This window comes from Kribbella sp. NPDC005582, from assembly GCF_040605415.1.
GTDB lineage: Bacteria > Actinomycetota > Actinomycetes > Propionibacteriales > Kribbellaceae > Kribbella.
Map to the genome: position 1 here is coordinate 383,720 of NZ_JBEXCU010000001.1, position 22,784 is coordinate 406,503.

Sequence of the window (22,784 nt, forward strand, 5' to 3'; positions counted from 1 at the left end):
TGTCCTACCCTGTGCCATGGAATCGCGCCGGATCGACTGTGTGGGAGCACTCGTGTACGACGAGCAACACCGGCTGCTCGTCGTCCAGCGGGCCAACGAGCCGGGGCGCGGCCTGTGGGCCCCGCCCGGCGGCCGGGTCGAGCCGGGTGAGGACGATGCCACCGCGGTGGCGCGTGAGGTCGTCGAGGAGACCGGTCTCACAGTCGAGGTCGGCGGTCTGGTCGGCGAAGTCGAACGCGAAGCCCCGCAAGGCCGTCTCTACGTCATCCGCGACTACGAGGCGACGCCGCTCTCCGGCACCCTCACTCCCGGCGACGACGCCAGCGACGCTCGCTTCGTCACCCGCCCCGAGCTGCTCGCCCTTCCCACGACCACGCTGCTGATTTCCACGCTGGACCAGTGGAACGCCCTGCCCAGCTGATGGATCCAATACAAGCCATTGAAGACAACACGGCCGAACTGCTGATGGCGATGGGCACGGCGGGCGGTGGTTCCCAGCGCGACGACGGGTCGGCCCGCTGGACCATCGGGGGTTCACCGCTCGACTATCACAACGCGGTCGTCGCGGCCGCCGGTGATCTCGGGCAGGTGGTCGCCGATTCGGCCGCCGAACTCCGCAGGTACGGCGTACCCGGCACCTGGCACGTCGGTCCGTCGCTCCGTTCGCCCGAACTCATCGAGAGCCTCACCACGGCCGGTTTCGCCTACGACGGCAGCGAACCCGGAATGGCGGTCCGCCTCGACGAGCTTCGCGCGCCAACCGCCGTACCGGGCTTGGCACTCGAGCGCATCACCGACGACGCCGGTCTGGCGATCTGGGCCCAGACCCTCGGCCAAGGCTTCGGCGAAGGCGTGAAGGAAGCCACGTGGGTTGCCTCCGTCTACCGCGCCCTCGGCTACGCCGACCCGTGGCGCCACTACCTCGCCACCCTCAACGGCACCCCCGTCGGCACCATCACCACCTACCGCGCCGCGTCCGTCACCGGCGTCTACTTCGTCATGACCGTCCCCGAAGCCCGCCGCCGCGGCATCGGCGCCGCCCTCACCCACACCGCCCTCACCCAGGCCGACACCGAGTACGCCGTCCTCACATCCTCGTCCGCCGGCCAATCCGTCTACAGCTCACTTGGCTTCCACCAACACTGCACCATCGACCTGTAGGCGCTCGATCCACGGAGGATTACTGCCACGGAGCGGCAGTAGGACTCCGTCAACCTCATCGGACGGGACACGACGGTCCGCAGGGGCGGGCGATAAGAGCCGGCCGGCGGTGGCGGAGGGCCTGCAGAACCTGTACGGCGACTGCGCACGGCCGAGTCGTGATGTCGAACCAGCCGTAGCGCAGCGTCGCCTCGGCCCGCAGGGTCGCGCGCTCTGACACGCCTCGGCGACGATCGCAGCCGCGTCGTCCAGCGTCCGCGAACCGGCAACCACGTCAAGCACGGCATGCGGCGCCGTACGACGGGGTGGGACGACTGCGGCGAGCCGATCGGCCCACCGGCTGTCGCGGTAGATGACGAGCTGCGGCCGGGGTGCGATCCGGCGTCGCTCCGGGATTGTCACGTAGACCGGCCGATTGGCGTCCGGCTTGATGAGCCCCAGTTGCTCGGCTGCGGTGTCATGGCTCCACGCAGCTTCGGGGCCTGCGTACAAGAGGGCGGCCAGTAGGCGACCGTCGTACCCGATCGGTCCGGTGTGGGTCGCGTAGACGCCCGGATGCAGTACCCGCCAGCGCCGCGCTCGCAACGGTCGGCGGATCCGCGACTCGGACCAGCCCGCCGCGAACAGCTGAGCCCGCGACACGGCCAGTTCCTGCTGGTGGATCACGACCTCCAGCCCTTCGTCAGCAAGCTGCCGCTGCCACCACCACTCCATTCACCCAGCGTGACCGATTTCCTGGCGCTGTGCCGGATGGCCTGTGGATAACGCGGTTCAGTGGCTGGCGGTGGCTGGCTGTGCGGTGGGGATTTCGGCGGTGGCGCGGCGCTCGCGGAGGAGGAGTACGGCGTCGAAGACGAGGACTAGGGCGGTGAGGACGTGGACGAAGAGGGCGGTGAGGAGGGAGCCGCCGTGGGTGAGGACGATGGCGGCGTCGACGAAGGGGACGATCGAGGTGACGGCGAGGACGATGCCGGTGGCTCGGCGGTGGCCGAGGGCGAACAGGGTCAGGACGTTGAGGCCGAGGGCGATGTCGCGGATGCCTTTGATGGCGAAGTAGGCGCCGGCGGCGGCGGTGACGCCGTACCCGGTGGCGGCGCCGTCGCCGTCGAGCAGGAACCGGACACCGAAGGTGAGCGGGAAGATGCCGATCAGGACGGTCAGGATCGAGGTGAAGCGGCGCATCAGAGTCTCCATTTTCTAGCGTTGCTAACTTTCATAGCAACGCTAACACTGCTCTCGCTAGATTGTCTAGCAGTGCTAGGATCGACGCATGGAGAGCCTGAACCGCCGTGAACGTGCCCGCCTGGAGCGAGGGGCGCTGATTGTCCGTACGGCGCGTGAACTGGCCGAGGCCGACGGGTGGGACGCGGTCACCACGCGTCGGCTGGCCGACGCGGTCGAGTACAGCCAGCCCGTGCTCTACAGCCACTTCAAGAACATGCAGGCGATCGTCACGGCGGTAGCGCTCGACGGGATGGCCGAGCTGGCCGTCGTACTGCGCGAAGGGCGTGAAGCCAGCGGGCTGATGGGCCTCGCGGAGGCTTATCTCGGGTACGCCGAGGCGCACCCGGCCGTCTATGCGGCGATCTTCACGCGCCGGACGGATCTGGTGTTCGGGTCTGCCGAGAGTCCGGAGGTCCTGAAGCTCACCTTCGGTGAACTACTCGCGGGAGTTGAGCCCCATGCGACCGATGACGCCGAGACGCTGACCGAGGTGTTCTGGAGCGCTCTCCATGGCCAGGCGACGCTCAACCAGGAGTCGCGGCTGCGGCCGGCCCAGCGCACCGAGCGCATCGAGCGGCTGGTCCGGCTCGTCACCGGTTAGCTGTTCCAGTGCAGGATCGCGGGGGAACCGCGGTCCCAGCCGAGAGTGGAGACCGTGGCGGTGTCGAGGACGAAGTGGCGACCCTCGGTGACGTCGAGCTCGAGCCAGCGGGCGGTCAGGGCGCGGAGCGCGTGCGAGTGACCGAAGACGAGCGTGTCGCCGTCGGTGGCGGCGATCCGGGCCACCACCCGGTCGAGGCGGATTGAGACCTCCGCCGCGGTTTCGCCGTTCGGGACCGGGTCGGCCCAGACCGTCCAGCCAGGCACGGTTTTGCGGATCTCGGCGGTGGTGATGCCTTCGTAGTCGCCGTAGTTCCACTCCGCGAGGTCCTCGTCCACCTCGGCGTCGGGGAAGCCCGCGAGCTCCGCCGTACGACGGGCGCGCTGCCGCGGCGAAGTGAGGACCAGGTCGAACGATTCAGCGGCCAGCCGGGACTTCAGCGACGAGGCGATCTGCTCACCCTCCGGGGTCAGCGGCAGGTCGGTGACAGAGGTGTGCCGACCGTTCTTGCTCCACTCGGTCTCACCGTGCCGAACGAGGAAGAGCCGGTCTTTGCGTTCCGTAGTGGTCACGCTTCCATCGTGTCAGACCCTTGACCGTTTGAACGATCCACGGCAGGGTATCGAAACTGTAAGCGCTTCCACTGGAGGTTCGATGGCGACCGGCAAGCCCGCGACGATCTATGACGTCGCAGCTCGCGCGAAGCTGTCGATCGCGACGGTTTCGCGTGTCCTGCAAGGGACTGGACCGGTTTCGGAGAAGGCACGGGCTCGCGTCGGGCAGGCCGCGGCGGAGCTCAACTACGTGCCGTTGCGGGCTGCGCGCAGTCTCGCGGTCCAGCGACACGAGGCGCACGGCTTGGTCCTGCCCGATCTCAGCGGTCCGTTCTACGGCGACCTGCTGATGGGCTACGAGCGGTGGGCCGGCGAGCACGGCCAAAGCGTCGTCCTCACGGTGACGCACGGGAACGCGGATCCGCGGCGCTCGGTGCGTGACCTGGCCGGGCGGGTCGACGGAATCGTTGTCCACGGCAACGCCATCGACCTGGCCACGATCCAGGAGCTGCGCAAGGCCGGCGTACCACTGGTGCTGGTCGCGCATCCACCGGTCACGGGCTGCGATTCGGTCCGCACGGAGAGCGCGTCGAGTGCCGAGCAACTCACCGGGAGATTGCTGGACGCCGGACGTTCGAACCTCGTGTTCGTCGGTGATCCCGCCAGCTCGTACGACGTGTCCGAGCGGTACCGCGGGTTCGCAAACGCACACGAGTCGAGGAAGAAGGTGGCGCCGGAGCCGATCCGGGTCGAACTGACCGAAGAGGCGGGGCAGGGCGTCGCCGCGACGATGGTCGCGCAGAAGCGAGGCGGTGGGCTCGAGCGCGTCGACGGGCTGGTGTGTGCGAACGATGAGCTGGCGCTGGCCGCAATGAGCACACTGCGGTCGGCGGACGTCGGCGTACCGGATGACGTTGTGGTGACCGGATGGGACGACGTGATGGCGGCTCGGTACGTGTCGCCGGGATTGAGCACGGTGCGGCAGCCGATGGCCGAGTTGGGGCGGTTGGCGGCGCAGCGGTTGCACGAGCGGGTGACCGGGGAGCGGACCCGCGCACGGAACGACGTACTGGCCACTGAACTGGTCCTGCGGGACAGCTGTGGCACCTCGGGGGCAATGCACTGACGCAGTAACCGAGTGAGGAGACAACAATGTTCACCCACAGCATTCGCCGCCGACTGGTGATCGGCTGCGCCGTGGCCACCGCACTGACGCTGGCCGCGTGCGGACGGTCGACCGACACTCCCGAGGCAGGCGGTCAGGCGACCACGACCGTCAGCGACGGCCCGGCCACCGGAGACCTGACCGTCTGGGCGATGGGCACCGAGGGCGAGAACCTGCCCAAACTGATGGAGCAGTTCCAGCAGGCGAACCCGGGTGTGAAGGTCACCGTGACGCCGATCCCCTGGGACGCCGCGCACAACAAGTTCACCACCGCGATCACCGCGCAGAGCCTGCCGGACGCCGCGATGGTCGGGAGCACCTGGATGGGCGAGTTCGCCGACCTCGGCGCGCTCGATCCGGTACCGCAGGGCTTCGACAACGACAAGTTCTTCCAGGGCGCGCTCGACACGACCAAGGTCAAGGACGTCCAGTACGGCGTTCCCTGGTACGTCGAGACGCGGCTCGTGTACTACCGCAAGGACCTGGCGAAGAAGGCCGGAATCACCACGCCGCCGACCGACTGGGCCGGGCTGAAGGCGATGGCGAAGGCCATGCAGGAGAAGGCCGGATCGAAGTACGGGATCAACCTGCAGCCGGGCGGGACCGGGTCCTGGCAGACGGTGATGCCGTTCGCGTGGTCGGCCGGCGCCGAGATCACCGGGGACGACCAGAAGGAGTTCACGCTGGACACCCCGGCAATGCAGGAAGGGCTGCAGTACTTCCAGAGCTTCTTCACCGACAACATCGCCGGCACCGACCTGCCGCCGAACCAGACCGAGGCGCAGTTCGTCAACGGTACGGCGCCGATGTTCATCTCCGGACCGTGGATGGCGGGCTCGGTGGCGAAGGCCGGCGGTGCGGCGATGAAGCCGAACATCGGCGTCTTCCAGCTGCCGAAGAACAAGACCGCGACCTCGTTCGTCGGCGGCTCGAACTTCGTCGTCTTCAAGAACTCGAAGAACAAGGACAGCGCCTGGAAGCTGGTCAAGTGGCTCTCGGAGGAGAAGACGCAGGCCGCCTGGTACAAGCTCTCCACCGACCTGCCGGCCGTGAAGAGCGCGTGGCAGGACCCGAGTATCGCGAACGACCCGCTGCTGCCGGTGTTCGGCAAGCAACTGGAGGACGCCAAGGCGCCGCCCTCGATCGTGAACTGGGAGCAGGTCGCGGCCGCGTTCGACACCGAGATCGAGAAGATGGTCAAGGCCGGCCAGTCCCCCGCCGACACGGCGAAGGCGATCCAGACCAAGGCGTCCCAGATCGGCACCGGCGGTAGCTGATGGCAACGATCGCGGAGCCTCAGACGGTACGGCGGACGCCGCCACCCGCGAGCGGTCGCCGCGGACCGAGCCGGGAGACGCTCGCCGCCTGGGTGCTCGTGTTGCCGTTCGCGGTGCTGTTCCTCGCGTTCACCGCGGGACCGGTGCTCGGGTCGTTGGGGATGAGCTTCACCGACATCAAGCAGCGTGATCTGCGGACGCCGTTCGCGGTGGAGGGTGTCGGGTTCGGCAACTATGTGAAGGCCTTGCAGGACGAAACGTTCCGCAAGGCGGCGTTCAACACGGCGTACTTCGTGGTGATCGGGGTGCCGTTGACCTTGGTGGTCGCGCTGGGTGCCGCAGTCCTGCTGGATCGTGGCGTGAAGCGATTCCAGGCGTTGTTCAAGGTCGGCTACTACCTGCCGGTGGTCACGTCGATCGTGGCGATCGCGGTGATCTGGCGGTTCGTGCTGGCACCCGACGCGGGGCTGCTGAACACGGTGCTCGGCTGGTTAGGCATCGACGGACCGAACTGGCTGGCGTCGAAGACCTGGGCGATGCCGTCGCTGATCGCGATGGCGGTCTGGCGCAACTTCGGCTCGGCGATGATCATCTTCCTGGCCGGACTGCAAGGCATTCCGCAGTCGGTCGAGGAGGCTGGGCAGCTCGACGGTGCGGGCTCGTGGCAACGATTCCGATACCTGATCCTGCCGTTGCTCAGGCCAACGATCCTGTTCACCAGCGTGACCACCGGGATCGGCTACCTGCAGTTCTTCGAGGAGCCGTTCGTAATGACCCAGGGCGGCCCGCTGAACAGCACGGTCTCGGTGTCGATGTACACGTACCAGCAGTTCGGCTTCGGCAACTACGGTCTCGCGACATCGATGGCGTACCTGCTGTTCGTGGTCATCGCGGTGATCACGTTCATCCAGTTCCGGCTGCTGAGGGAGAAGTGATGCGCCGTACCTGGTGGATCTATCTGATCGGAGTGCTCGGGCTGGTCGCGGTCGCGGCGCCGTTCGTGTGGATGGTGCTCGGCAGCTTCAAGACCCAGGGCGAACTGCTGCGGGTGCCGCCAACCTGGCTGCCCGAGGACGCGACGAACGAGAACTACGAAGCACTGTTCAGCAAGGCGCATTTCCCGCGCTACTTCCTGAACTCCGGGATCGTCGCGCTGGTCGTGACCGCGGGCAATCTGATCTTCTGTTCGATGATCGGCTATGCGCTGGCCAAGCTGCACTTCCGCGGCCGCAACGCGTTGTTCGTGCTGGTGATGGCGACGCTGATGGTCCCCGGGATGGTCACGTTCGTCCCGCTGTTCGTGCTCGTCACCAACGCCGGGCTGGCCAACAGCTACCCCGGCCTGATCCTGCCGTTCCTGGTCTCGCCGTTCGGCGTGTTCCTGATGCGGCAGTTCTTCCTCGGCCTGCCGGACGACCTGATGGACGCCGGCCGGGTGGACGGCGCCGGTGAGCTCGGCATCTTCGCCCGGATCATGCTGCCGCTGACCAGGCCCGCCCTGGCCACGCTCGGCATCCTCACCTTCCTCGGCTCCTGGAACAACTTCCTCTGGCCGCTGGTGATCGCCCAGACCGAGGACAAGTACACCCTTCCCGTCGCCCTGGCGCTGTACTCGACCGGCCAGAACGCGCAGAACTTCGGCCTGCTGATGGCCGGCGCGGTGGTTGTCGTCGTCCCGGTGCTGGTGATCTTCCTGGCCTTCCAGCGCCATGTCACCAAGGGCATCGCCATCACAGGTTTGAAGTAAGGAGCACTGATGACCGCCACCATCAACCGCCGCACGTTGCTGACCGCCGCCGGATCCGCCGCACTCCTCGGGAGTGCCGGGGCAGCCTACGGCGGCGCTGCCTCGCCCGCCGATCTTCTCCGCGGCGGCTGGAAGCCGAGCCGCGCCGACAAGGCACTCGTGGGGCGATGGGCTCGGGACACCTGGCGCAGTCTCGTCGCAATGACGGATGAACGGACCGGCTTGCCCGCGGACAACATCGGGGAGTCCGTCAGCAACCCCGTGCGGAGCAAGTACACGTCGCCGACCAACATCGGCGGCTACTTGTGGAGCACCGTCGTGGCCAAACAGCTGGGACTCATCTCGCCGCAGGAGTCGCTCCGCCGGATCACGCAGACACTCACGACAATGCGGAACGTCGTCCATCACCAGCCCAGCGGCATGTTCTTCAACTGGTACGACGAGGCCACGGGCGAGGTCCTCCGCGTCGACCCCGACGGCACCAAGCCGATCACGCCGTTCGTCTCCAGCGTGGACAACGGCTGGTTCGCGTGCGCGCTGCTGGTGGTCCGGAACGCCGAGCCGCGGGCTCGGGCGCTCGCGGATTCCTTGCTGAACAAGATGAACTTCGCCTACTACTACAACCCCGCGGTCCGCCCCGGCGGGCTCATGCGCGGCGGGTTCTTCGAGACGCCGCCGCCGGACGAGGAGACCGACAAGGGCAACCACGCCGGCACCGGACCGGACGTCTACTACCGCAAGTTCCACTACGACACCTGCAACACCGAGGCCCGGATCGCCGGGTACGTCGGGTTCGCGCTCGGCCAGGTCCCGGCCACGCAGTACTTCGCGACGTACCGGACGTTCCCCGACTCGTGCGACTGGTCCTGGGTGGAGCAGAAACCGAAGGGTGTCCACCGCACCTATCTCGGCCTCGACGTCTTCGAGGGCACCTACGAGTACCGCGGGATGCGTCTCGTCCCATCCTGGGGCGGCGACATGTTCGAGTCGCTGATGCCCGACCTGTTCGTGCCCGAAGCGACCTGGGCGCCGAACAGTTGGGGCATCAACCACCCGCTCACCGTCCGCGCGCACATCGAGCACGGGCTCGAGGAGGCGAAGTACGGCTACTGGGGCTTCTCCCCCGCGTCGAACCCGAAGGGCGGCTACTCCGTGTACGGCGTCGACGCGATCGGGATGGACCCGAACGGCTATCCCTCGGACCTGGAGGCGACCAACTTCGACGCCGGCTTCGAGGGCTGCCGTGAAGGCACCAACCCGAACCCGGCGTACGGCGACGGTGTGGTGACACCGCACGCGGCGTTCCTCGCGATGGAGTACGCGCCGCGGCAGGCGATCGAGAACCTGCGCCGGATCGAGACGAACCTGCACGCGTACGGCGCCGGCGGTTTCTACGACTCGGTCGCGGTGAAGTCGGGGCTGATCGCAAAGCGCTATCTCTCGCTGGACCAGGCGATGGTGATGGGTGCCATCGGCAACGTCTTCGGCGGCAACGTGATCCGCCGCAGTTTCGCCGACCGCCGCACCGAGCGCGGGATCCGCCCGGTGATCGGGATGGAACGCTTCGAGTCGGGTCTCGTATGACCGAGGACGCGAAGGTCGACTGGGACGAGCGGATCGCACTCCGCAGCGACGAGGAGCACGAGTTCACCTTCCCCGAACTCGATCCGCCGAAGGAAGTGACAGCGGTCGGCGGCGTCGGCCAGGTGACGGTTGACTGGACACCGGTGGAGGGTGCGGTCGGATACCTGATCCTCCGGTCGGTCGGCGATCATGGATCACTCGAACCGGTCGATCACCACAGCGGTGACGTGCTCTCCGTCCCCGGCCCGCCGTACGTCGACACGACGTGCACACCGGGGACGCCGTACCACTACGCGGTGGCGAGCGTGCCTGAAGTGACCGTCCACGGAAGGCCGAGTCAGCCGGTCGGTGCGGTGCCGTTGGTTGCCGACGACACCGTTCCGCGGGTCCAGGTGATGGTCGATACGGTTACTGAAGGCACCGAACTGCAGCGGCCGTGGGTACCGATGATCGGCAGCGAACGACTCAGTCAGCTGCTCTGCACGGACACCACCGGCGGGCAGGAGATCGGCATCGAGCTCGAGGACGCACTGCGCCGGATGCACGACGAGCTCGGCGTGCGTACCGTCCGGGCGCACGCGATCTTCCACGACGACACCCACGTGATCGACGGCGAGTCGTACGACTTCTCCGTCGTGGACAAGATCTACGACAAGCTGCTCGCGATCGGGCTGCGGCCGGTGGTCGAGCTCGGCTTCATGCCGCGAGAGCTGGCCAGTGACCCGACCAAGACAGTCTTCGAGTACGGCGCGATCATCTCGCCGCCGGCGTCGTACGAGCGCTGGCACGAGCTCGTCCGCGCACTGGTCGAGCACCTGGTCGACCGCTATGGCTTGGACGAAGTACTGGGCTGGGACTTCGAGGTGTGGAACGAGGCGAACCTCGAGGTCTTCTGGTCCGGCACGAAGGCCGAGTGGCTCCACCTGTACGACGTCACGGTCGCGGCCGTGAAGGGGGTCGACGAGCGGTTCCAGGTCGGCGGTCCCTCGTCGGCCGCCGCCGGCTGGGTGGACGACCTGCTCGCGCACGCCCGGGCCAACGGCACCCCGGTCGACTTCGTGTCGACGCACACCTACGGTTCGCCGCCGCTTGACGTACGGGCCTCGCTGGAACGGCACGGGTACGGCGATGCGCGGATCCTGTGGACCGAGTGGGGTGTGACGCCGCGGCACTTCAACCCGATCAACGACTCGGTGTTTGCCGGAGTGTTCCTGCTCCGCGGCATGCGGTCGGCGGCCGGGCGGGTGGACGCCCTGGCCTACTGGGTCGCCTCCGACCACTTCGAGGAGCTCGGCCGGCCACCGCGCTTCCTGCACGGCGGCTTCGGGCTACAAACGGTCGGCGGGCTGCGGAAGCCGCGCTATCACGCCATGAGCCTGCTGAGTCGGCTCGGACCGGTCGAGCTGCCCGTCACGTTCAGTGGTGACGGCGGTGGCAGTCTGATCGAGGCCTGGGCTTCCCGGGATCGCGATCGGATCGCCGTACTGCTGTGGAATCTCACTCTCGACCAGACCAAGGCGGACGGCGCCCCCGAGCTGACCAGGACGGTCCACGTGGAGCTGCCCGGCGTGGATCCGTCCTGGCAGGTCACGGCGACCACTCTCGGCATCGGCGCCGGTGACCTGGCCGCCGCGACCGCCGAGCTAGGGATCACCGACTGGCCGACCGACGATCAGCTGGCCGACCTCGCCGAGCGCAGCCGGATGATCAGTACGCCGCTCGAACTCACCGGCTCCGCGGTCGAGGTCACACTGCCGATGCCGTACGCGATGCTCTTGGAAATACATCCGACCTCTAAGACTTAACGGAGTGAATTAACTATAAACCCTGGCGGGTCGCGGCCAAACAATCGACTATAGATCGGATGACCGCGACTCCTGAGGAGCTTTGACATGCCCGATGGTCCACCCGCTGCCTCGATCGAGAGGTTCCGCGACTGGCGGTTCGGCCTGTTCGTCCACTGGGGCCTGTACGCCCTGCCGGCCCGCCACGAGTGGGTGAAGAACCGCGAACGGCTGACCGACGAGGACTACCAGCCGTACTTCGACCACTTCGAGCCGGACCTGTACGACCCGCGCAAGTGGGCGCGGGCGGCCCGCGAGGCCGGGATGCGGTACGCCGTTCTGACGACCAAGCATCACGAGGGCTTCTGCCTGTGGGACTCGGCGGTGTCGGACTACACCGTGGCGCACACCGCGTGGGGCGCCGGCAAGGACCTGGTGAAGCAGTTCGTCGAGGCCTGCCGCGAGGAAGGACTCGGCGTCGGGTTCTACCACTCGCTGATCGACTGGCACCACCCTGAGTTCCCGATCGACGGCATGCACCCGCAGCGGGACGACCAGGAGGCGATCGCCAAGGCGGCTGGTCGCGACGTCCAGGTGTACGCGGACTACCTGCATGCGCAGACCCGTGAGCTGCTGACCAACTACGGCGAGATCGACCTCATGTGGTTCGACTTCTCGTACGCCGGCCGCGACCACAACGGCTTGCCCGGCAAGGGCCGCGACGACTGGCGCTCGGTCGAGCTGATGGCGATGGTCCGCGAACTCCAGCCCGGCATTCTGATCAACGACCGCCTCGACATCCCCGGCGACTTCGTGACGCCGGAGCAGTACCAGCCGGACGGCCCGATGACCCGCGACGGCAAGCCGGTCCTCTGGGAGGCCTGCCAGACCCTCAACGGCAGCTGGGGCTACGATCGCGACAACCTGGACTGGAAGTCACCCGAGCTGCTGGTCAAAATGCTCGTCGACTCCGTCTCCAAGGACGGCAACCTGCTCCTGAACGTCGGCCCGACCGGCCGCGGCGAGTTCGACCCCCGCGCCCTGGCGACGCTGGCGTCGATCGGCGAGTGGACCCGCCTGCACGAACGTTCCTTCCGCGGCGCCGGCCCGTCGGCGTACACCCCGCCGCCGGACTGCCGCTACACCCAGAACGGCAACCGCCTCTACCTGCATCTGTTCTCCTGGCCGATGGGCCACGTGCACCTTGCCGGCCTGGCCGGCAAGGTCAAGTACGCCCAGCTCCTCAACGATGCCTCTGAGATCTACCGCGTCACCCCCGACCCCTCGGCCGAGGCCCACAACACCAGCATGGCCGCGGCTGCGCCCGACGTACTGACTCTGAAGCTGCCGATCCAGAAGCCGGACGTGCACGTCCCGGTGATCGAACTCTTCCTGAACTGAACTGAACTGAGCTGTTGCCAGGGGCCGGCACCCGCGGGTGCCGGCCCCAATTCGTCAGGCCGGGTTGAGGCGCCAGCGTTGGCAGGGGCCGTTCCAGTAGCGCCAGGTGATCAGGTCGGCGTTCTCGGCGGTACTGCAGCCTGCGACGTCGAGCGAGTAGCCGTTGGCTTCTCGGGTGATCGACCAGGTTCCGTCGAAGGCCGGTTCGATCCGCCAGCGCTGACAGGGGCTGTCGCTCTCCGGCATCGTGGTCGCCGACTGCGCCAGCGCTTCGGTGCAACCGGGTACGTCGACCGCCTCGCCCGTGCTCGGCTCGATGATCCGGTAGACGTCGTCGCCGAGCGGCTTCAGCTGCCAGCCCTGACAGGGGCTGCGGTCAACGATCTTCCACATCCGCAGTCTGGCGTCCGGAAGACAGTTCTCGACGTCGAGGACCCAGGCCGTGTTCGACGCCTGGACGTAGAACTTCCCGGTCGGCTGCGCCGGGTTGAAGCCGGCCCGCAGGATCCACTGCTGACTGGCCTCGGCTGTACAGGTGCGTTGCACGATCGTCACGTCGGCCGTGGTGCTGCCGCCCGACGGTGACGCGCACTTGTCGCTGTGGGCGAACTTCAGCCGGACAACAGTGTCGTAGCTACTCCCTTCCAGGTACTCGATCCGCATCTGCTGGTTGGACGTGCCCATGCACGGCCACTGCAGGATCTTGCGTTCGTCGTCCTGCAACATGTCCTCGACGTCCAGGCAGCGCGGCCTGCCGTCGACGATGTTGCCCTGAAAATGCGCGGTGCGGATCTCGAACTGGTCGGTGCCCGCGATCCGGGCGATCCGGAACCGCTGGTTCAGACCGCCGTGACACTCGTGCTGGACGAGCCGCTCGGCGTCGGTCTGGCTGCCGTTCCACACGTCCAGGCACTGACTGCTGTTGCGGTTGACCAGCTCGTACGTGCGTTCCTCGATGTCGAAGCTCGGTCCGGTGCTCGCACCGACCCGTGGCTCCTTCCAGCGGCTGACCGCCGGACCGAACGCCGTACCGGTCGACGCGAGCGTGAAGACCTCGCGACCGCCGTCCGGCAGTGAGTAGAACAGACCGACGTCTTCCTTGCGGTCGCCGGTGAAGTCACCGACGGAGAGCGCGGTCTTGGCCGGGTCGAAGCTCGTCGTGTTCCGCCACCACTCGGACAGCGTGTACGCCGTACCGGTCGAGCGGAAGACCTTCAGTGCGGCGTCGGTGCCACTGTTCTCGTAGAGGGCGACGATGTCGTCCTTCCCATCGCCGTCGACGTCCGCGACCTGCGGCTTGCTGCGCTCCCAGCAGTACGCACCGGCGCCCGAGTCGTGCAGCGTGACCGGTGTGCTGCTGAACGCCGTACCGGTGGACTTGAAGTACCTCGTCACCGTGCGGCAACCGCTCTGGTTCTGCATGTCCACCAGGTCGGCCTTCTTGTCGCCGTCGAGATCAGCCAGCAGTGGAGCGCTGCCTGACCACGGACTGCCCGTCTGCAGCCACTCGACCGGCGTACCGAAGGCGGGACCACCGAGGAACGCCAAGGTGCGCCAGCTTGTCCCCGACACGTTCAGCTGTGCAACCACATCGGACTTGCCGTCGCCGTTGACGTCCCCGGCGATGATCCGCGCCGTACTGAGCGGCCAGCCGTTCGCACCGCTGTACCAGACCGGCGCGGACTCGAAGTTGTACCGCTCACCGGCGGACAGCCCGCGGTACATGCCGATCCGTCGTCCCGCTTCCTCACGGAACAGTACGGCGTCCGTCCGGCCGTCCCCGTCGAAGTCACCACGCACCGGACGGCTCCGGTACATCGGGAAGCCGCCGTTGGCGCCGGAGTCCCACGCCATCTGACCGGTGTGCAGGGTGCCGTCGGGTTTGGTGACGACGTTCCAGATCGCGGTCCGCCCGTCGCCCTGGTCGAGGACGGTGGACAGGTCGGCCCGGCCGTCGCCGTTCACGTCGTTCCGGCTGGTCGCGGGGAGCTGTTCCAGTTCACCGGCACTGAGCGACCAGACGGTCGAGTTGTCGCTGATGTTGTTCGCGCCGTCGACCGCCTTCACGTAGAGCACCTTCTGCTCCGGCTCCACGGTGAGGGACTTCTGGAAGACGCTCAACGGGAGCTGGACCGAACCGTCGGCGTTCGCCTTGATCCGGCTCACCACTCGCTCGGGCTGGAAGCCGTAGAGGTACTCGACCACGTCGGTGTCCCCCGCCGCGGGCTTCAGCGTGACGGTGCCGACCGTCCGGGCCGGGATGTTCGCCTCGCCGTCCGGGAAGTCGGTCGACGACAAGACCGCCTTGCCGGGCTTCTTCGCGTCGACCTTGAAGAAGCACTCGGTACTGGCCGGGCCATAGGTGATGTCGTCCTCGGTAACACCATCGTCGGACTTCGCCGAGTAGGCGTACGTCTTGCCGTCCTCGAACTTGGTCCGGTCGATCGCCGGCCAGCCGAAGGCCGATCCGGAGGTGATCGGCGCGGAATCCACCTCGTGCACCAGCACGTTGTCCGAGGTCCGGCGGATTGACAACCGGGTGACGAGGTTGTCGCCATCCTTGTCGGTCGCCTTCGCGGAGAACGAGTACCCCGACAGCGGCCAGCTGACCACGGTCGGGTTCGCGGCCGTGCCACACGGCCGGGCCCGGCTGAAGTTCACCCGTTCCGGCGCATACGGCGCGTTGTTGTAGGTCACGACGATCCGCGCCGAACCGCCGTGGAACCTCTTCCACTGCGTGATATCCCACTCGTTCGGCGCTCGCAGGCCGAACGTGACGGTCCCGTCCCGGTCTGTGGCCGCGCGCTGGAACTCGGCCTTCGTCGCGTCGTTCTCCCAGGCCATCAGCAGGTCCGGCTGGCCGCCGTCGGTGTTGGCGTTGCCGCTGACCTGGCCCATGAACGCCCGCCAATGGTTGGCGGTGCTGTTCCAGGTGACCTTCTCCTCACGCTTGACGGGCAGGGTCGCGTACAGGTCGACGGGAGTCGGTCCCCGGGCGGAACTGTGATCCAGCCAGATGTCGAACTTGCCCTTGACGATCTTCGACCCGGCCATGTCACCGGAACCGAACTGGAAGAACGACCGGTAGGTGATCACGTTGTCCCAGGAGCGGCCGACCTTGGCTCCTTGGTCGCGGTCGTACTCCCAGTACGAGTCCTCGGGATGTTCGAGGCTGACATGGGTCCACAGGCTGTTGTTGACCGACCAGGTCGGGTCGATGACCACCGGGTACCGGGTCGTGGCCGCAGTGAGCAGCTTCTGATCCGGGGTGATCACCAACTCGTTCCCGGACCGGGCTGTCGGCAGACTGGCGTGGCGGGTTCGCTGTCCGGCGTCCGGACTCGCCGCAGGCGCCGGGCTGTCCCACATCATGGCCCGGCCGGCCGTGAACACGGTCTTGCCCGCCGGGTCGGTCGCGACCGTCGTACCGTCTGCTTTGGCTGCCAGCTTCAGCCCGGTGCCGGTGACCGGGAACCGCAGTTGTTTCAGCGCCGGATTGCCCGCCGCCGCCCGGTTCTTGACCACCAGCAGGTGCTGGAACCCGGTGGCCTCGACCCGCACCTGCAGGTCGACACCAGGCATGACTTCCCGGTACGTCGCCGTGTCGCCGGTCAGCACCGGCTTCGGCAGCTTCCCCTTCCAGTCCATCCGGACCTGCCGATCGGACTTGCCGAGGGCAACGAGTTTGCCGTCGCCGCCTCCGGACAACCGCAGGTCGGTGACGATCGCACCCGGCCGGATCGAACCGTCCGGCCGAACGCTGAGCTTGGTGTCGATGGGCGCCCAGCCCGAGCCCTTCCGGGCCCGGACCGGGTACGCGAACTGTTCCATCGTGTGCAGGCCCGAGGGTTCCCGGAACACCTGCGTGGTTTCGTTGCGCAGGTGCTCGAGCTCCACCCGCTGCGTCTGCTTCGGCACCGGCCCCGCCGGGGCGGGCACGGCGGAGACCGCCGTACCCGCACCGGCCACCGCGACCAGCGGCACTGCCAGCAGACCGGCCATCAGGCCGCCGATCGCGCGTTTCCTCATCCGGATCACCTGGGCCCGGACCACTTGCAGGCTTCCTGCGCACCTGGCATCTTGCACAGGTCCGAGTGCTGCTGAGCCGGAGACTTCAGGTTCGGGTCGCGCTTCTTGCACGAGTTCGGCGGCCCGTTGAGGCAGTTCCAGGTCCCGGCTCCGGCCATCACGCCGCCGTAACCGACGACCGCTGCCACCGCACAGCCGACCCCCGCGGTGAAGGCACAGGCACCAAGTCCGAACGCTAGAACGACCCCTCCGATCACAGCCGTCTTCGACAGTGACTCGTCGCCCGGATCGCGCTCGCAGACCCCACAGCTGCCCTTGTTAGCCTGCTCGGCGTCCTTCTTCTTCTGCTCGTCGGCGATCGCGGTCGCCTTCAGGATCTCGTCCTCGCGCGCCTTGGCCTGCTCCGCGACCTTGCGGGCCACGTCGGCCAGGCCGTCGACCTGTTTCTCCATCGTCGCGACGCTGTTGTCGGTCTGTTTGGCCAGGTTCAGCGCCTGTTGCAGTTCAGGGATGTAGACGAGTTTCTTGGTGACGATCCGGATCACTTCGTTGGTCGTCCACCGCAGTGTCTTGATCACTTCCTTGAAGATCGTCACCTGCCGGGCCACTTCGGCGGTGATGGTCTGGGCGAACTGGTGCAACCCGAGCGCGTTGGCGATCATCGCGACGATCGACAGCACCACGACCTTCACGTAGATCGTGATCACTTCCTGGCGCAGTTCCTTGATCCGCGCCACGTGCTGGCGAACGATCGTCTTCGTCTCGGTGATCGTCTCGGTGCGATACCGCTTGCCGTCGGCATCGATGAAGCTCACCGGGCTGTTGTTCGCGTAGGCATACCCGTTCAGTTGTTGGGGATCCTTGGGATCGACGACCGGGTCGACCGAGATGAACCGGCCGGTGATCGGGTCGTACTCCCGTGCCCCGAGATGGATCAGACCGGTGGAGTCGTCGCGCGTTCCACCGACGAAGTCCTTCTGCCCCGGCCAGGTGGACGGGATCGGTCCGCGGGCTTCGCCGTACGGCGTGATCCGCTTCCGCTGGAAGGCCTGCGTCTGCGCGTCGACCGTCAGCGTCGCCGAGCCGTGGTGGTCCGATCCGAGCCAGGTCAGCTTGGACCCGACCCGCACACCGACGGTCTGCTTGCCGAACTGGTAGTACCTGGTGCCCAGCTGGGAACCGTCGGGCATCAGCAGGACCTCGGTGCTGCCCAGGTAGAGCGTCGTACCGGTGCTGTCCTTGCGGAGCAGCCGGTTGCCGTCGGCATCGTAGATGTACTCGGTCTTCTGAGCACCCTTCGTGACCTTGGCCAGCTTGCCTTCCGGAGTCCACTCGAAGGTCTCACCGGCACCGGCAACCGTGCGGGTGATCTGGTTGCCTGCAGCGTCGTAGCTGTAGCTGTTGACCTTGCTCGTCCCATCCGAGCCGGTAGTGGTGATCTTCTGTACGCCGTGCGGCTGCGCCTGGCCGGCGGCCGGGTACTCGTACGCGCTCGTCGTGGAGCCGGCGGTTGTGGTGCGCTTCTCGGTCTTGCGGTTGCCGATCTTGTCGAAGGTCCACTGGTGCCAGTACGGCGCCGGTCCGCCCAACTGACTCGCGCTGGTCGGCTGCGCCGCACAGTTCTCGTCGGAGGGCGTCCACGCCTGCGTCAGCCGGCGCGACTCGTCGTACCCGAAGCACTGCACGTCCTTCAGTTCGGTGCTGCCGCTGGCGGGCGCGTCGATGATCTTCGTGACGTTTCCGGCCAGGTCGTACTCGTAGCTCTGGTCGAGTACGCGCTGCGGTCCGGTGGTCTGCCGCTGGCTGAACGCACGGGTCAGACGACGGGTCGCGTCGTCGTACACGTAGTTGTGCCGCAGGTACTTGCCACCGGTCGGCTTGACCTCCAGATAGGTCAGATCGCCGAAGGAGTTGAACTGCGAGTCGGTCACATACGACGTGGTGTCGCTGGACATCGTCTTGGGCAGATCATTGCTGTCGTACGTCGTGGTCAGCGTCTCCGCCGGCAGGCCGCCGACGGCTGGCACCTTGAGGGTCGCGGGCTGACCGCTGGCGGTGTAGGTGCTCTCGGTCGTGAAGGTCTGGGCCAGACCGCCCTCCACCGCCGGCAGCGTGACCTTGGTGCCGAGCGGATGGCCGGACGGGTCGTACCCGGTGACCTCGGTCTTGTACGCGTTGCCGTTCACGTACCTGGTCGCCGTACTGGGTGAGCCCTTGACCAGGCTGTCGTAGGTGCGATCGATCTGGAGCGGACCGTCCGCGGTGTCGGCCCGCACCGACGTCGGCCGGCCGATCGCGTCGTAGCTGTAGAACAGCTTCTTGCCGAGCGCGTCGGTCGTCGTCGCGACCTGGTCCAGCTCGGTGTAGGTGTAGGTGGTGGTCCCCCGGTCGGGTTCGACCGACTTGGTCCGGCGGCCGCGCAGGTCGTACTCGTACTTCCATTGGTTGCCGGCGGCATCGGTCACCGAGGCGACCTGGCCGGCCTTGGTGTAGGTGTACGACGTCTTGTCGAAGTCCGCGCTGACGCCGGGGGTGTTGTACGTCCGGGTCTCGAGGAGCCGGCCCTGCGCGTCGTCGATCCGGGTCGTGGCCTGCTCACCGTCCGGCGGGTCGACCGTCTGCACCCCGGGCTGATGGCTGTGGGTGGTGATCCACTTCCGCTCGTTGCGGGACCAGAACTCCTCCGTCGACGGCCGCTCGAGCTGGTCGAACGTCGTCGCCTTGCGCGCCGGCAGCTCCTCCTCGATCGGGTCGAAGACCTGGGCCCCGGGCGGTGCGTCGTTGTAGTACGGGTTGTTCTCGATCACCTGCAGACCCCGCGAGTCGTACTCGAAGTCGGTGATCACGCGGCCGATGCCATCGGACGCCGCCCGCTGCGTCTGCCGCTTGCGCTGGAGACCGTCGAGGATCTCGTAGCTCGTCTCCACCGTCCCGTCGGCCTGCAGAGCCTTGGTCTGCACCACGCCCGGCTGGTCGATGCCGGCGGTGTAGACGTGCTCGACGTTCGCGGTCTCCGTCAGTGCGCGACCCGGCAGCCACACCTTGCTGATCCGGCCGAGCGGGTCGCGCTCGGAGGTCGTCGTCCGGCCACCGACGTCGGTGACCTTGGTCGACTGACCCCAGGCCGGGTCCAGCTCGGTGCTCGTGGTGTGGCCGTTCGGCAGCGTCACCGTGGTCTTGGTGACCGGGCCGTCGGCCGGGAGGTACCCGAAGGTCGTCGTGCTCTCCTTCGCGTCCGTCGCGGTCTTGCGGCGACCGTGGTCGTCGTACGACGTGGTGGCCACGGTCTCGTACGTCGGCGTACCGGCGCTGTCGAAGCCGCTGAGTCGCTGGGCCGCGATCGGCTTGGCGTTCTCGGGGGTCGCCCCACCGGCGTACGACTGCTTCGTGTCGGACACGACATCGTCCTTGGTCCACGGCTGGTCGCACGCCTTGGCGACGGTCTGCGTGCGGGTCGGCAACTCGGTGAGCCCCTTCGCGGGGTTGCTCACGTACTCGTACCGCGTGCAGGTGTCGTCGGCCGTGGTGGCCAGGTCGTTGGCGTTCGAAGCGGCCAGCAGCACACCCGTCGCCGAGTAGTCGTTGTTGGCCGACGTCTGCCGGAATCCACCGCCCTGCTTGGCCTCCCACTGCTTCGCGGCCTTCTGCTCGACCTTGAAGGCCTGGGTGGTTCCCCAGTCGCGAACCCGCGTCGAGGTCGCGCCGGAAACCCAGGAGTCATTGATGGACCGCTCGACGATGGCACCGTTGACCAGCTTGCTGGTCTCCCGGACCTGTCCGGCCAGCGCGTTCACATCTTCGGTCTGGGCGCCGGTGGAGTCGGTCAGCTTGACGTCCTTGACCGTTCCGTCGGCCAGCTTGTCGCCGTCCATGCCCTGGAAGTAGCGGCTCTCGGTGACGGTCTGCGGGCCGTCGGGATGGCCCTTGGTGACGATGACCCGGTCGTAACCACGCCACTGGGACCAGGTCTTGCGGCCGATCTCGACCAGGCCGTCCTCGTCGTCGTGCCGCCAGGCCGGCTTGCCGGGGTAGCTGACGGTGGTCTGCACCGGGACCATGCCGCTGACCCGGTCGGACTCGGTGACGGCGGTGACGACGTACTTGTGGAACCAGTCCAGGCGCTCCTCGGTCTCTCCGGGCGGAGTCCACTTCATCGGGTGGCAGCGCCGGTCGTTGCGGTCCACCGGCGGGACATTGCCGGGCAGCGCACAGTCCTTGGCGGAGTAGGTGACCGCCAGCTCGCCACCGGTGCCGTAGTGGATCCCGCGGATCCGGAACCACTGCAGCAGCGGGCGCGCAGTCCCGTCGGCGACCCGGTTGTCCAGCTGCAGCTTGTCGAAGTTCACCTCAGGGATGGAGACCGCGCCGGGGCCGGCCTCACCGGTGTGAGTGATTGCTTCCAGCCACAACCGCGGTCCGGTGTTGTCACCGGGGTTGGGGAACGAGTGCCGCAGCGTCCACGTGTCCACGGCGTCGAACGCCGTACCGCGCCAGACCTCGGTGCGGACCTTGCTGAGCTTCTTCTTCGTCCAGAAGCTGGGTCCGGTCTGCGTGCACTTGGTGGTGCTGGTGCACTCCTGATCCAGCGGAGTGTCGAAGTAGTCCGCGGGGGCACAGTTGGCGCCGGCGATGCAGCGCTCGGTGGTGTCGAAGTGAACACGCGCCACCGGCTTCTCGGAGAAGACCTGACCATCGGTCTGGCCGTACTCGATCCGGCGGATGTTGCTCGCGCGGTCGTAGCTCTTCACCGTGGTCTGCGTGCCGTTGTAGCCGTAGTTGTTCTTCTCGACGTCGTAGAACAACGACATCGTGTTGCCGTGCAGGTCGACGACGTAGTCGAGCTGCCAGCGGTAGGCCTGCTGGCAGAACGAGTCCGCGTACGCCGCCTTGTTGCACTGCTCGCCGGCGTGGTTACCGGCGACCGGAACCGTCAGGGTCGAGTTCGTCGTCTCGGTGGTCGCACCGGGGAGCTTGTTCAGGCCGAAGTAGTACTTCGTGCCGTCCTTGGTGGTGATGACCCAGTACTCGCCCTGCTCCTGCGGCTTGCCGTCGGAGCCTTCGTCACCGTTGGGAGCGCCCCACAGGCGCTCGACCTTGGTGCCGTCGTCGGCCTTCGGCCGCCACTGCTTGGTGGTGTCGTCGAGGACGAGCTCGCCACCCTTGCCGTTCAGGGAGAAGGTCGCGTTGTCGGTGGCGAAACACAGGTCGCCCACCGCGCGGGTGCCGTTGTTGCCGGTCTGCTGCGGCTTCGAGGAGCAGGATGCGTACCGGCGTTCGATCGAGCCGCCCGGGGACAGCTCGAAACCCTCACCGGCCCAGGAGGTCTGGTTGTTCGTGCCGGACGTCCGGCCGTCGACACTGCCCGAGGAGTACCCCAAGCTCATGGTCGGAATCGGTCCACCGGTGCCTGGTGGCGCCCGGAACGGGTACTGCCAGTTGAAGTCACCCGAGGAGCCACCGACCGACCAGGACGCCGACGGGGACAACGAGGTGCTGCCGTAGTCGCCGCTGCTTCCCGCGGCAGCCGCCTCCATCGCGTACAGGCCGGTCGCCGGTACGTCGGCGCTCAGCGTGCCGCCGCCGACGTTCTGCGTCTTGACCGGCGTACCGGAGGGCATCTGAATCAGCCGGAGGCGGGTCGCCCAATCGCCGCCGTACGCGTGCCGGAACGCCTGGTAGTTCAGCTCCAGCCGGACCTTGCCGCCGGCAGCCTTGGCGGTCTTGTCGGTGCTGGTGAGCTTCACCAGCATGCGGGCGTCCTGCCGGCCGAGCAGCTCGACCTTCACACCGCTCGGGGCAGCGCCGTCGGCACTCGCCGGTCCGATCGCGACCGGCAGCGTGCCGGCGGCCTTCTTCGGCAGCACGCCGGAGAGCTGCGTCGACCAGCCCGTGGTCGGCAGCGACACTTCAGCGGATCCGGTTGTCGGCCAGTTCACGGTCGGCGTCCGGACGACGTCGACGTCGAGATCCGGAGTCCTCGGCTTGACCTTGTAGTTGCTGCCGTGGACCGGTTTGACCTTGGCCCCCTTGAAGGCCGGTTCCTCTCCGCTCTCAGCCGGAGCAGCGGTCGGACCCGGTGGATGCAGACCCGCAACGAGCGCGGCTCCGAGCACTACGGCCCAGGCACGCCGAACGACACCTCGAGACATCGAACCTCCCCTTAGACGGAGAGCTCACTGTCAGCTCCGCCTCGAGAGGCAACAACAGGTTCGACGGGCATGGAACGGATTTCGATTTCCGTCGCTGCCCCTTCGACG

At 67.3% G+C, this 22,784-nt stretch carries 15 protein-coding genes; 10 read left to right on the forward strand and 5 right to left on the reverse strand.

Annotation, left to right across the window (positions count from 1 at the left end; translation table 11 throughout):
- The first annotated feature begins 16 nt into the window (after positions 1 to 16).
- Positions 17 to 421, forward strand: a complete 405-nt coding sequence (locus tag ABZS29_RS01845) for an NUDIX domain-containing protein (protein WP_355457604.1) — start codon at positions 17 to 19, stop codon at positions 419 to 421.
- Entirely contained in the window at positions 400 to 1,161 is a 762-nt protein-coding gene (locus ABZS29_RS01850; RefSeq protein WP_355457606.1) for a GNAT family N-acetyltransferase, read from the forward strand. The genes ABZS29_RS01845 and ABZS29_RS01850 overlap by 22 nt, the downstream gene beginning before the upstream one ends.
- On the opposite strand, the gene ABZS29_RS01855 is transcribed toward ABZS29_RS01850, so the two are convergent.
- Positions 1,123 to 1,875 (reverse strand): hypothetical protein, encoded by a 753-nt coding sequence (locus ABZS29_RS01855; protein ID WP_355457608.1) that lies wholly within the window; start codon positions 1,873 to 1,875, stop codon positions 1,123 to 1,125. The two genes, ABZS29_RS01850 and ABZS29_RS01855, sit on opposite strands and share 39 nt — an antisense overlap.
- A 57-nt stretch (positions 1,876 to 1,932) precedes the next feature.
- On the reverse strand, positions 1,933 to 2,343 hold the full coding sequence (locus tag ABZS29_RS01860) for a DUF4267 domain-containing protein (protein WP_355457610.1): 411 nt from the start codon (positions 2,341 to 2,343) through the stop codon (positions 1,933 to 1,935).
- An 88-nt stretch (positions 2,344 to 2,431) separates the two neighbouring features.
- Between ABZS29_RS01860 and ABZS29_RS01865 the strand changes: the two genes are divergently transcribed.
- The gene (locus tag ABZS29_RS01865; RefSeq protein WP_355457611.1) at positions 2,432 to 2,986 is read left to right on the forward strand and encodes a TetR/AcrR family transcriptional regulator; all 555 of its coding nucleotides are present in this window, start codon (positions 2,432 to 2,434) and stop codon (positions 2,984 to 2,986) included.
- Here ABZS29_RS01865 and ABZS29_RS01870 read toward each other — a convergent pair.
- The gene (locus tag ABZS29_RS01870) at positions 2,983 to 3,558 is read right to left on the reverse strand and encodes a histidine phosphatase family protein (protein ID WP_355457613.1); all 576 of its coding nucleotides are present in this window, start codon (positions 3,556 to 3,558) and stop codon (positions 2,983 to 2,985) included. The two genes, ABZS29_RS01865 and ABZS29_RS01870, sit on opposite strands and share 4 nt — an antisense overlap.
- Positions 3,559 to 3,640: 82 nt before the next feature.
- Between ABZS29_RS01870 and ABZS29_RS01875 the strand changes: the two genes are divergently transcribed.
- From ABZS29_RS01875 to ABZS29_RS01905, 7 genes are all read left to right on the forward strand, one after another.
- Positions 3,641 to 4,666 (forward strand): LacI family DNA-binding transcriptional regulator, encoded by a 1,026-nt coding sequence (locus tag ABZS29_RS01875; protein WP_355457615.1) that lies wholly within the window; start codon positions 3,641 to 3,643, stop codon positions 4,664 to 4,666.
- A gap of 26 nt (positions 4,667 to 4,692) precedes the next feature.
- Positions 4,693 to 5,982: a sugar ABC transporter substrate-binding protein gene (locus tag ABZS29_RS01880; protein WP_355457617.1), complete on the forward strand. Its 1,290-nt coding sequence runs from the start codon at positions 4,693 to 4,695 to the stop codon at positions 5,980 to 5,982.
- A complete protein-coding gene (locus ABZS29_RS01885) occupies positions 5,982 to 6,917 on the forward strand; it encodes a sugar ABC transporter permease (protein WP_355457619.1) in 936 nt (311 codons plus the stop codon). Before ABZS29_RS01880 ends, ABZS29_RS01885 begins: the two co-directional genes overlap by 1 nt.
- Positions 6,917 to 7,729, forward strand: a complete 813-nt coding sequence (locus ABZS29_RS01890; RefSeq protein WP_355457620.1) for a carbohydrate ABC transporter permease — start codon at positions 6,917 to 6,919, stop codon at positions 7,727 to 7,729. The genes ABZS29_RS01885 and ABZS29_RS01890 overlap by 1 nt, the downstream gene beginning before the upstream one ends.
- 9 nt (positions 7,730 to 7,738) lie before the next feature.
- Positions 7,739 to 9,313 (forward strand): glucoamylase family protein, encoded by a 1,575-nt coding sequence (locus tag ABZS29_RS01895; RefSeq protein ID WP_355457622.1) that lies wholly within the window; start codon positions 7,739 to 7,741, stop codon positions 9,311 to 9,313.
- Positions 9,310 to 11,118 (forward strand): xylan 1,4-beta-xylosidase, encoded by a 1,809-nt coding sequence (locus ABZS29_RS01900; RefSeq protein WP_355457624.1) that lies wholly within the window; start codon positions 9,310 to 9,312, stop codon positions 11,116 to 11,118. Before ABZS29_RS01895 ends, ABZS29_RS01900 begins: the two co-directional genes overlap by 4 nt.
- A gap of 87 nt (positions 11,119 to 11,205) precedes the next feature.
- On the forward strand, positions 11,206 to 12,498 hold the full coding sequence (locus ABZS29_RS01905) for an alpha-L-fucosidase (protein WP_355457626.1): 1,293 nt from the start codon (positions 11,206 to 11,208) through the stop codon (positions 12,496 to 12,498).
- 54 nt (positions 12,499 to 12,552) lie between these two features.
- Here ABZS29_RS01905 and ABZS29_RS01910 read toward each other — a convergent pair whose 3' ends face one another.
- Together ABZS29_RS01910 and ABZS29_RS01915 are read right to left on the reverse strand one after the other, a co-directional pair.
- Positions 12,553 to 16,527: an RICIN domain-containing protein gene (locus ABZS29_RS01910; RefSeq protein WP_355457628.1), complete on the reverse strand. Its 3,975-nt coding sequence runs from the start codon at positions 16,525 to 16,527 to the stop codon at positions 12,553 to 12,555.
- A 5-nt stretch (positions 16,528 to 16,532) separates the two neighbouring features.
- On the reverse strand, positions 16,533 to 22,676 hold the full coding sequence (locus tag ABZS29_RS01915; protein WP_355457629.1) for an RHS repeat-associated core domain-containing protein: 6,144 nt from the start codon (positions 22,674 to 22,676) through the stop codon (positions 16,533 to 16,535).
- Between the last annotated feature and the right edge of the window lie 108 nt (positions 22,677 to 22,784).

Coding starts and splice junctions, on each gene's coding strand:
- ABZS29_RS01845 (WP_355457604.1), top strand. CDS start 17: ATGGAATCGCGCCGGATCGACTGTGTGGGAGCACTCGTGTACGACGAG.
- ABZS29_RS01855 (WP_355457608.1), bottom strand. CDS start 1,875: ATGGAGTGGTGGTGGCAGCGGCAGCTTGCTGACGAAGGGCTGGAGGTC.
- ABZS29_RS01860 (WP_355457610.1), bottom strand. CDS start 2,343: ATGCGCCGCTTCACCTCGATCCTGACCGTCCTGATCGGCATCTTCCCG.
- ABZS29_RS01865 (WP_355457611.1), top strand. CDS start 2,432: ATGGAGAGCCTGAACCGCCGTGAACGTGCCCGCCTGGAGCGAGGGGCG.
- ABZS29_RS01875 (WP_355457615.1), top strand. CDS start 3,641: ATGGCGACCGGCAAGCCCGCGACGATCTATGACGTCGCAGCTCGCGCG.
- ABZS29_RS01880 (WP_355457617.1), top strand. CDS start 4,693: ATGTTCACCCACAGCATTCGCCGCCGACTGGTGATCGGCTGCGCCGTG.
- ABZS29_RS01885 (WP_355457619.1), top strand. CDS start 5,982: ATGGCAACGATCGCGGAGCCTCAGACGGTACGGCGGACGCCGCCACCC.
- ABZS29_RS01890 (WP_355457620.1), top strand. CDS start 6,917: ATGCGCCGTACCTGGTGGATCTATCTGATCGGAGTGCTCGGGCTGGTC.
- ABZS29_RS01895 (WP_355457622.1), top strand. CDS start 7,739: ATGACCGCCACCATCAACCGCCGCACGTTGCTGACCGCCGCCGGATCC.
- ABZS29_RS01900 (WP_355457624.1), top strand. CDS start 9,310: ATGACCGAGGACGCGAAGGTCGACTGGGACGAGCGGATCGCACTCCGC.
- ABZS29_RS01905 (WP_355457626.1), top strand. CDS start 11,206: ATGCCCGATGGTCCACCCGCTGCCTCGATCGAGAGGTTCCGCGACTGG.
- ABZS29_RS01910 (WP_355457628.1), bottom strand. CDS start 16,527: ATGAGGAAACGCGCGATCGGCGGCCTGATGGCCGGTCTGCTGGCAGTG.
- ABZS29_RS01915 (WP_355457629.1), bottom strand. CDS start 22,676: ATGTCTCGAGGTGTCGTTCGGCGTGCCTGGGCCGTAGTGCTCGGAGCC.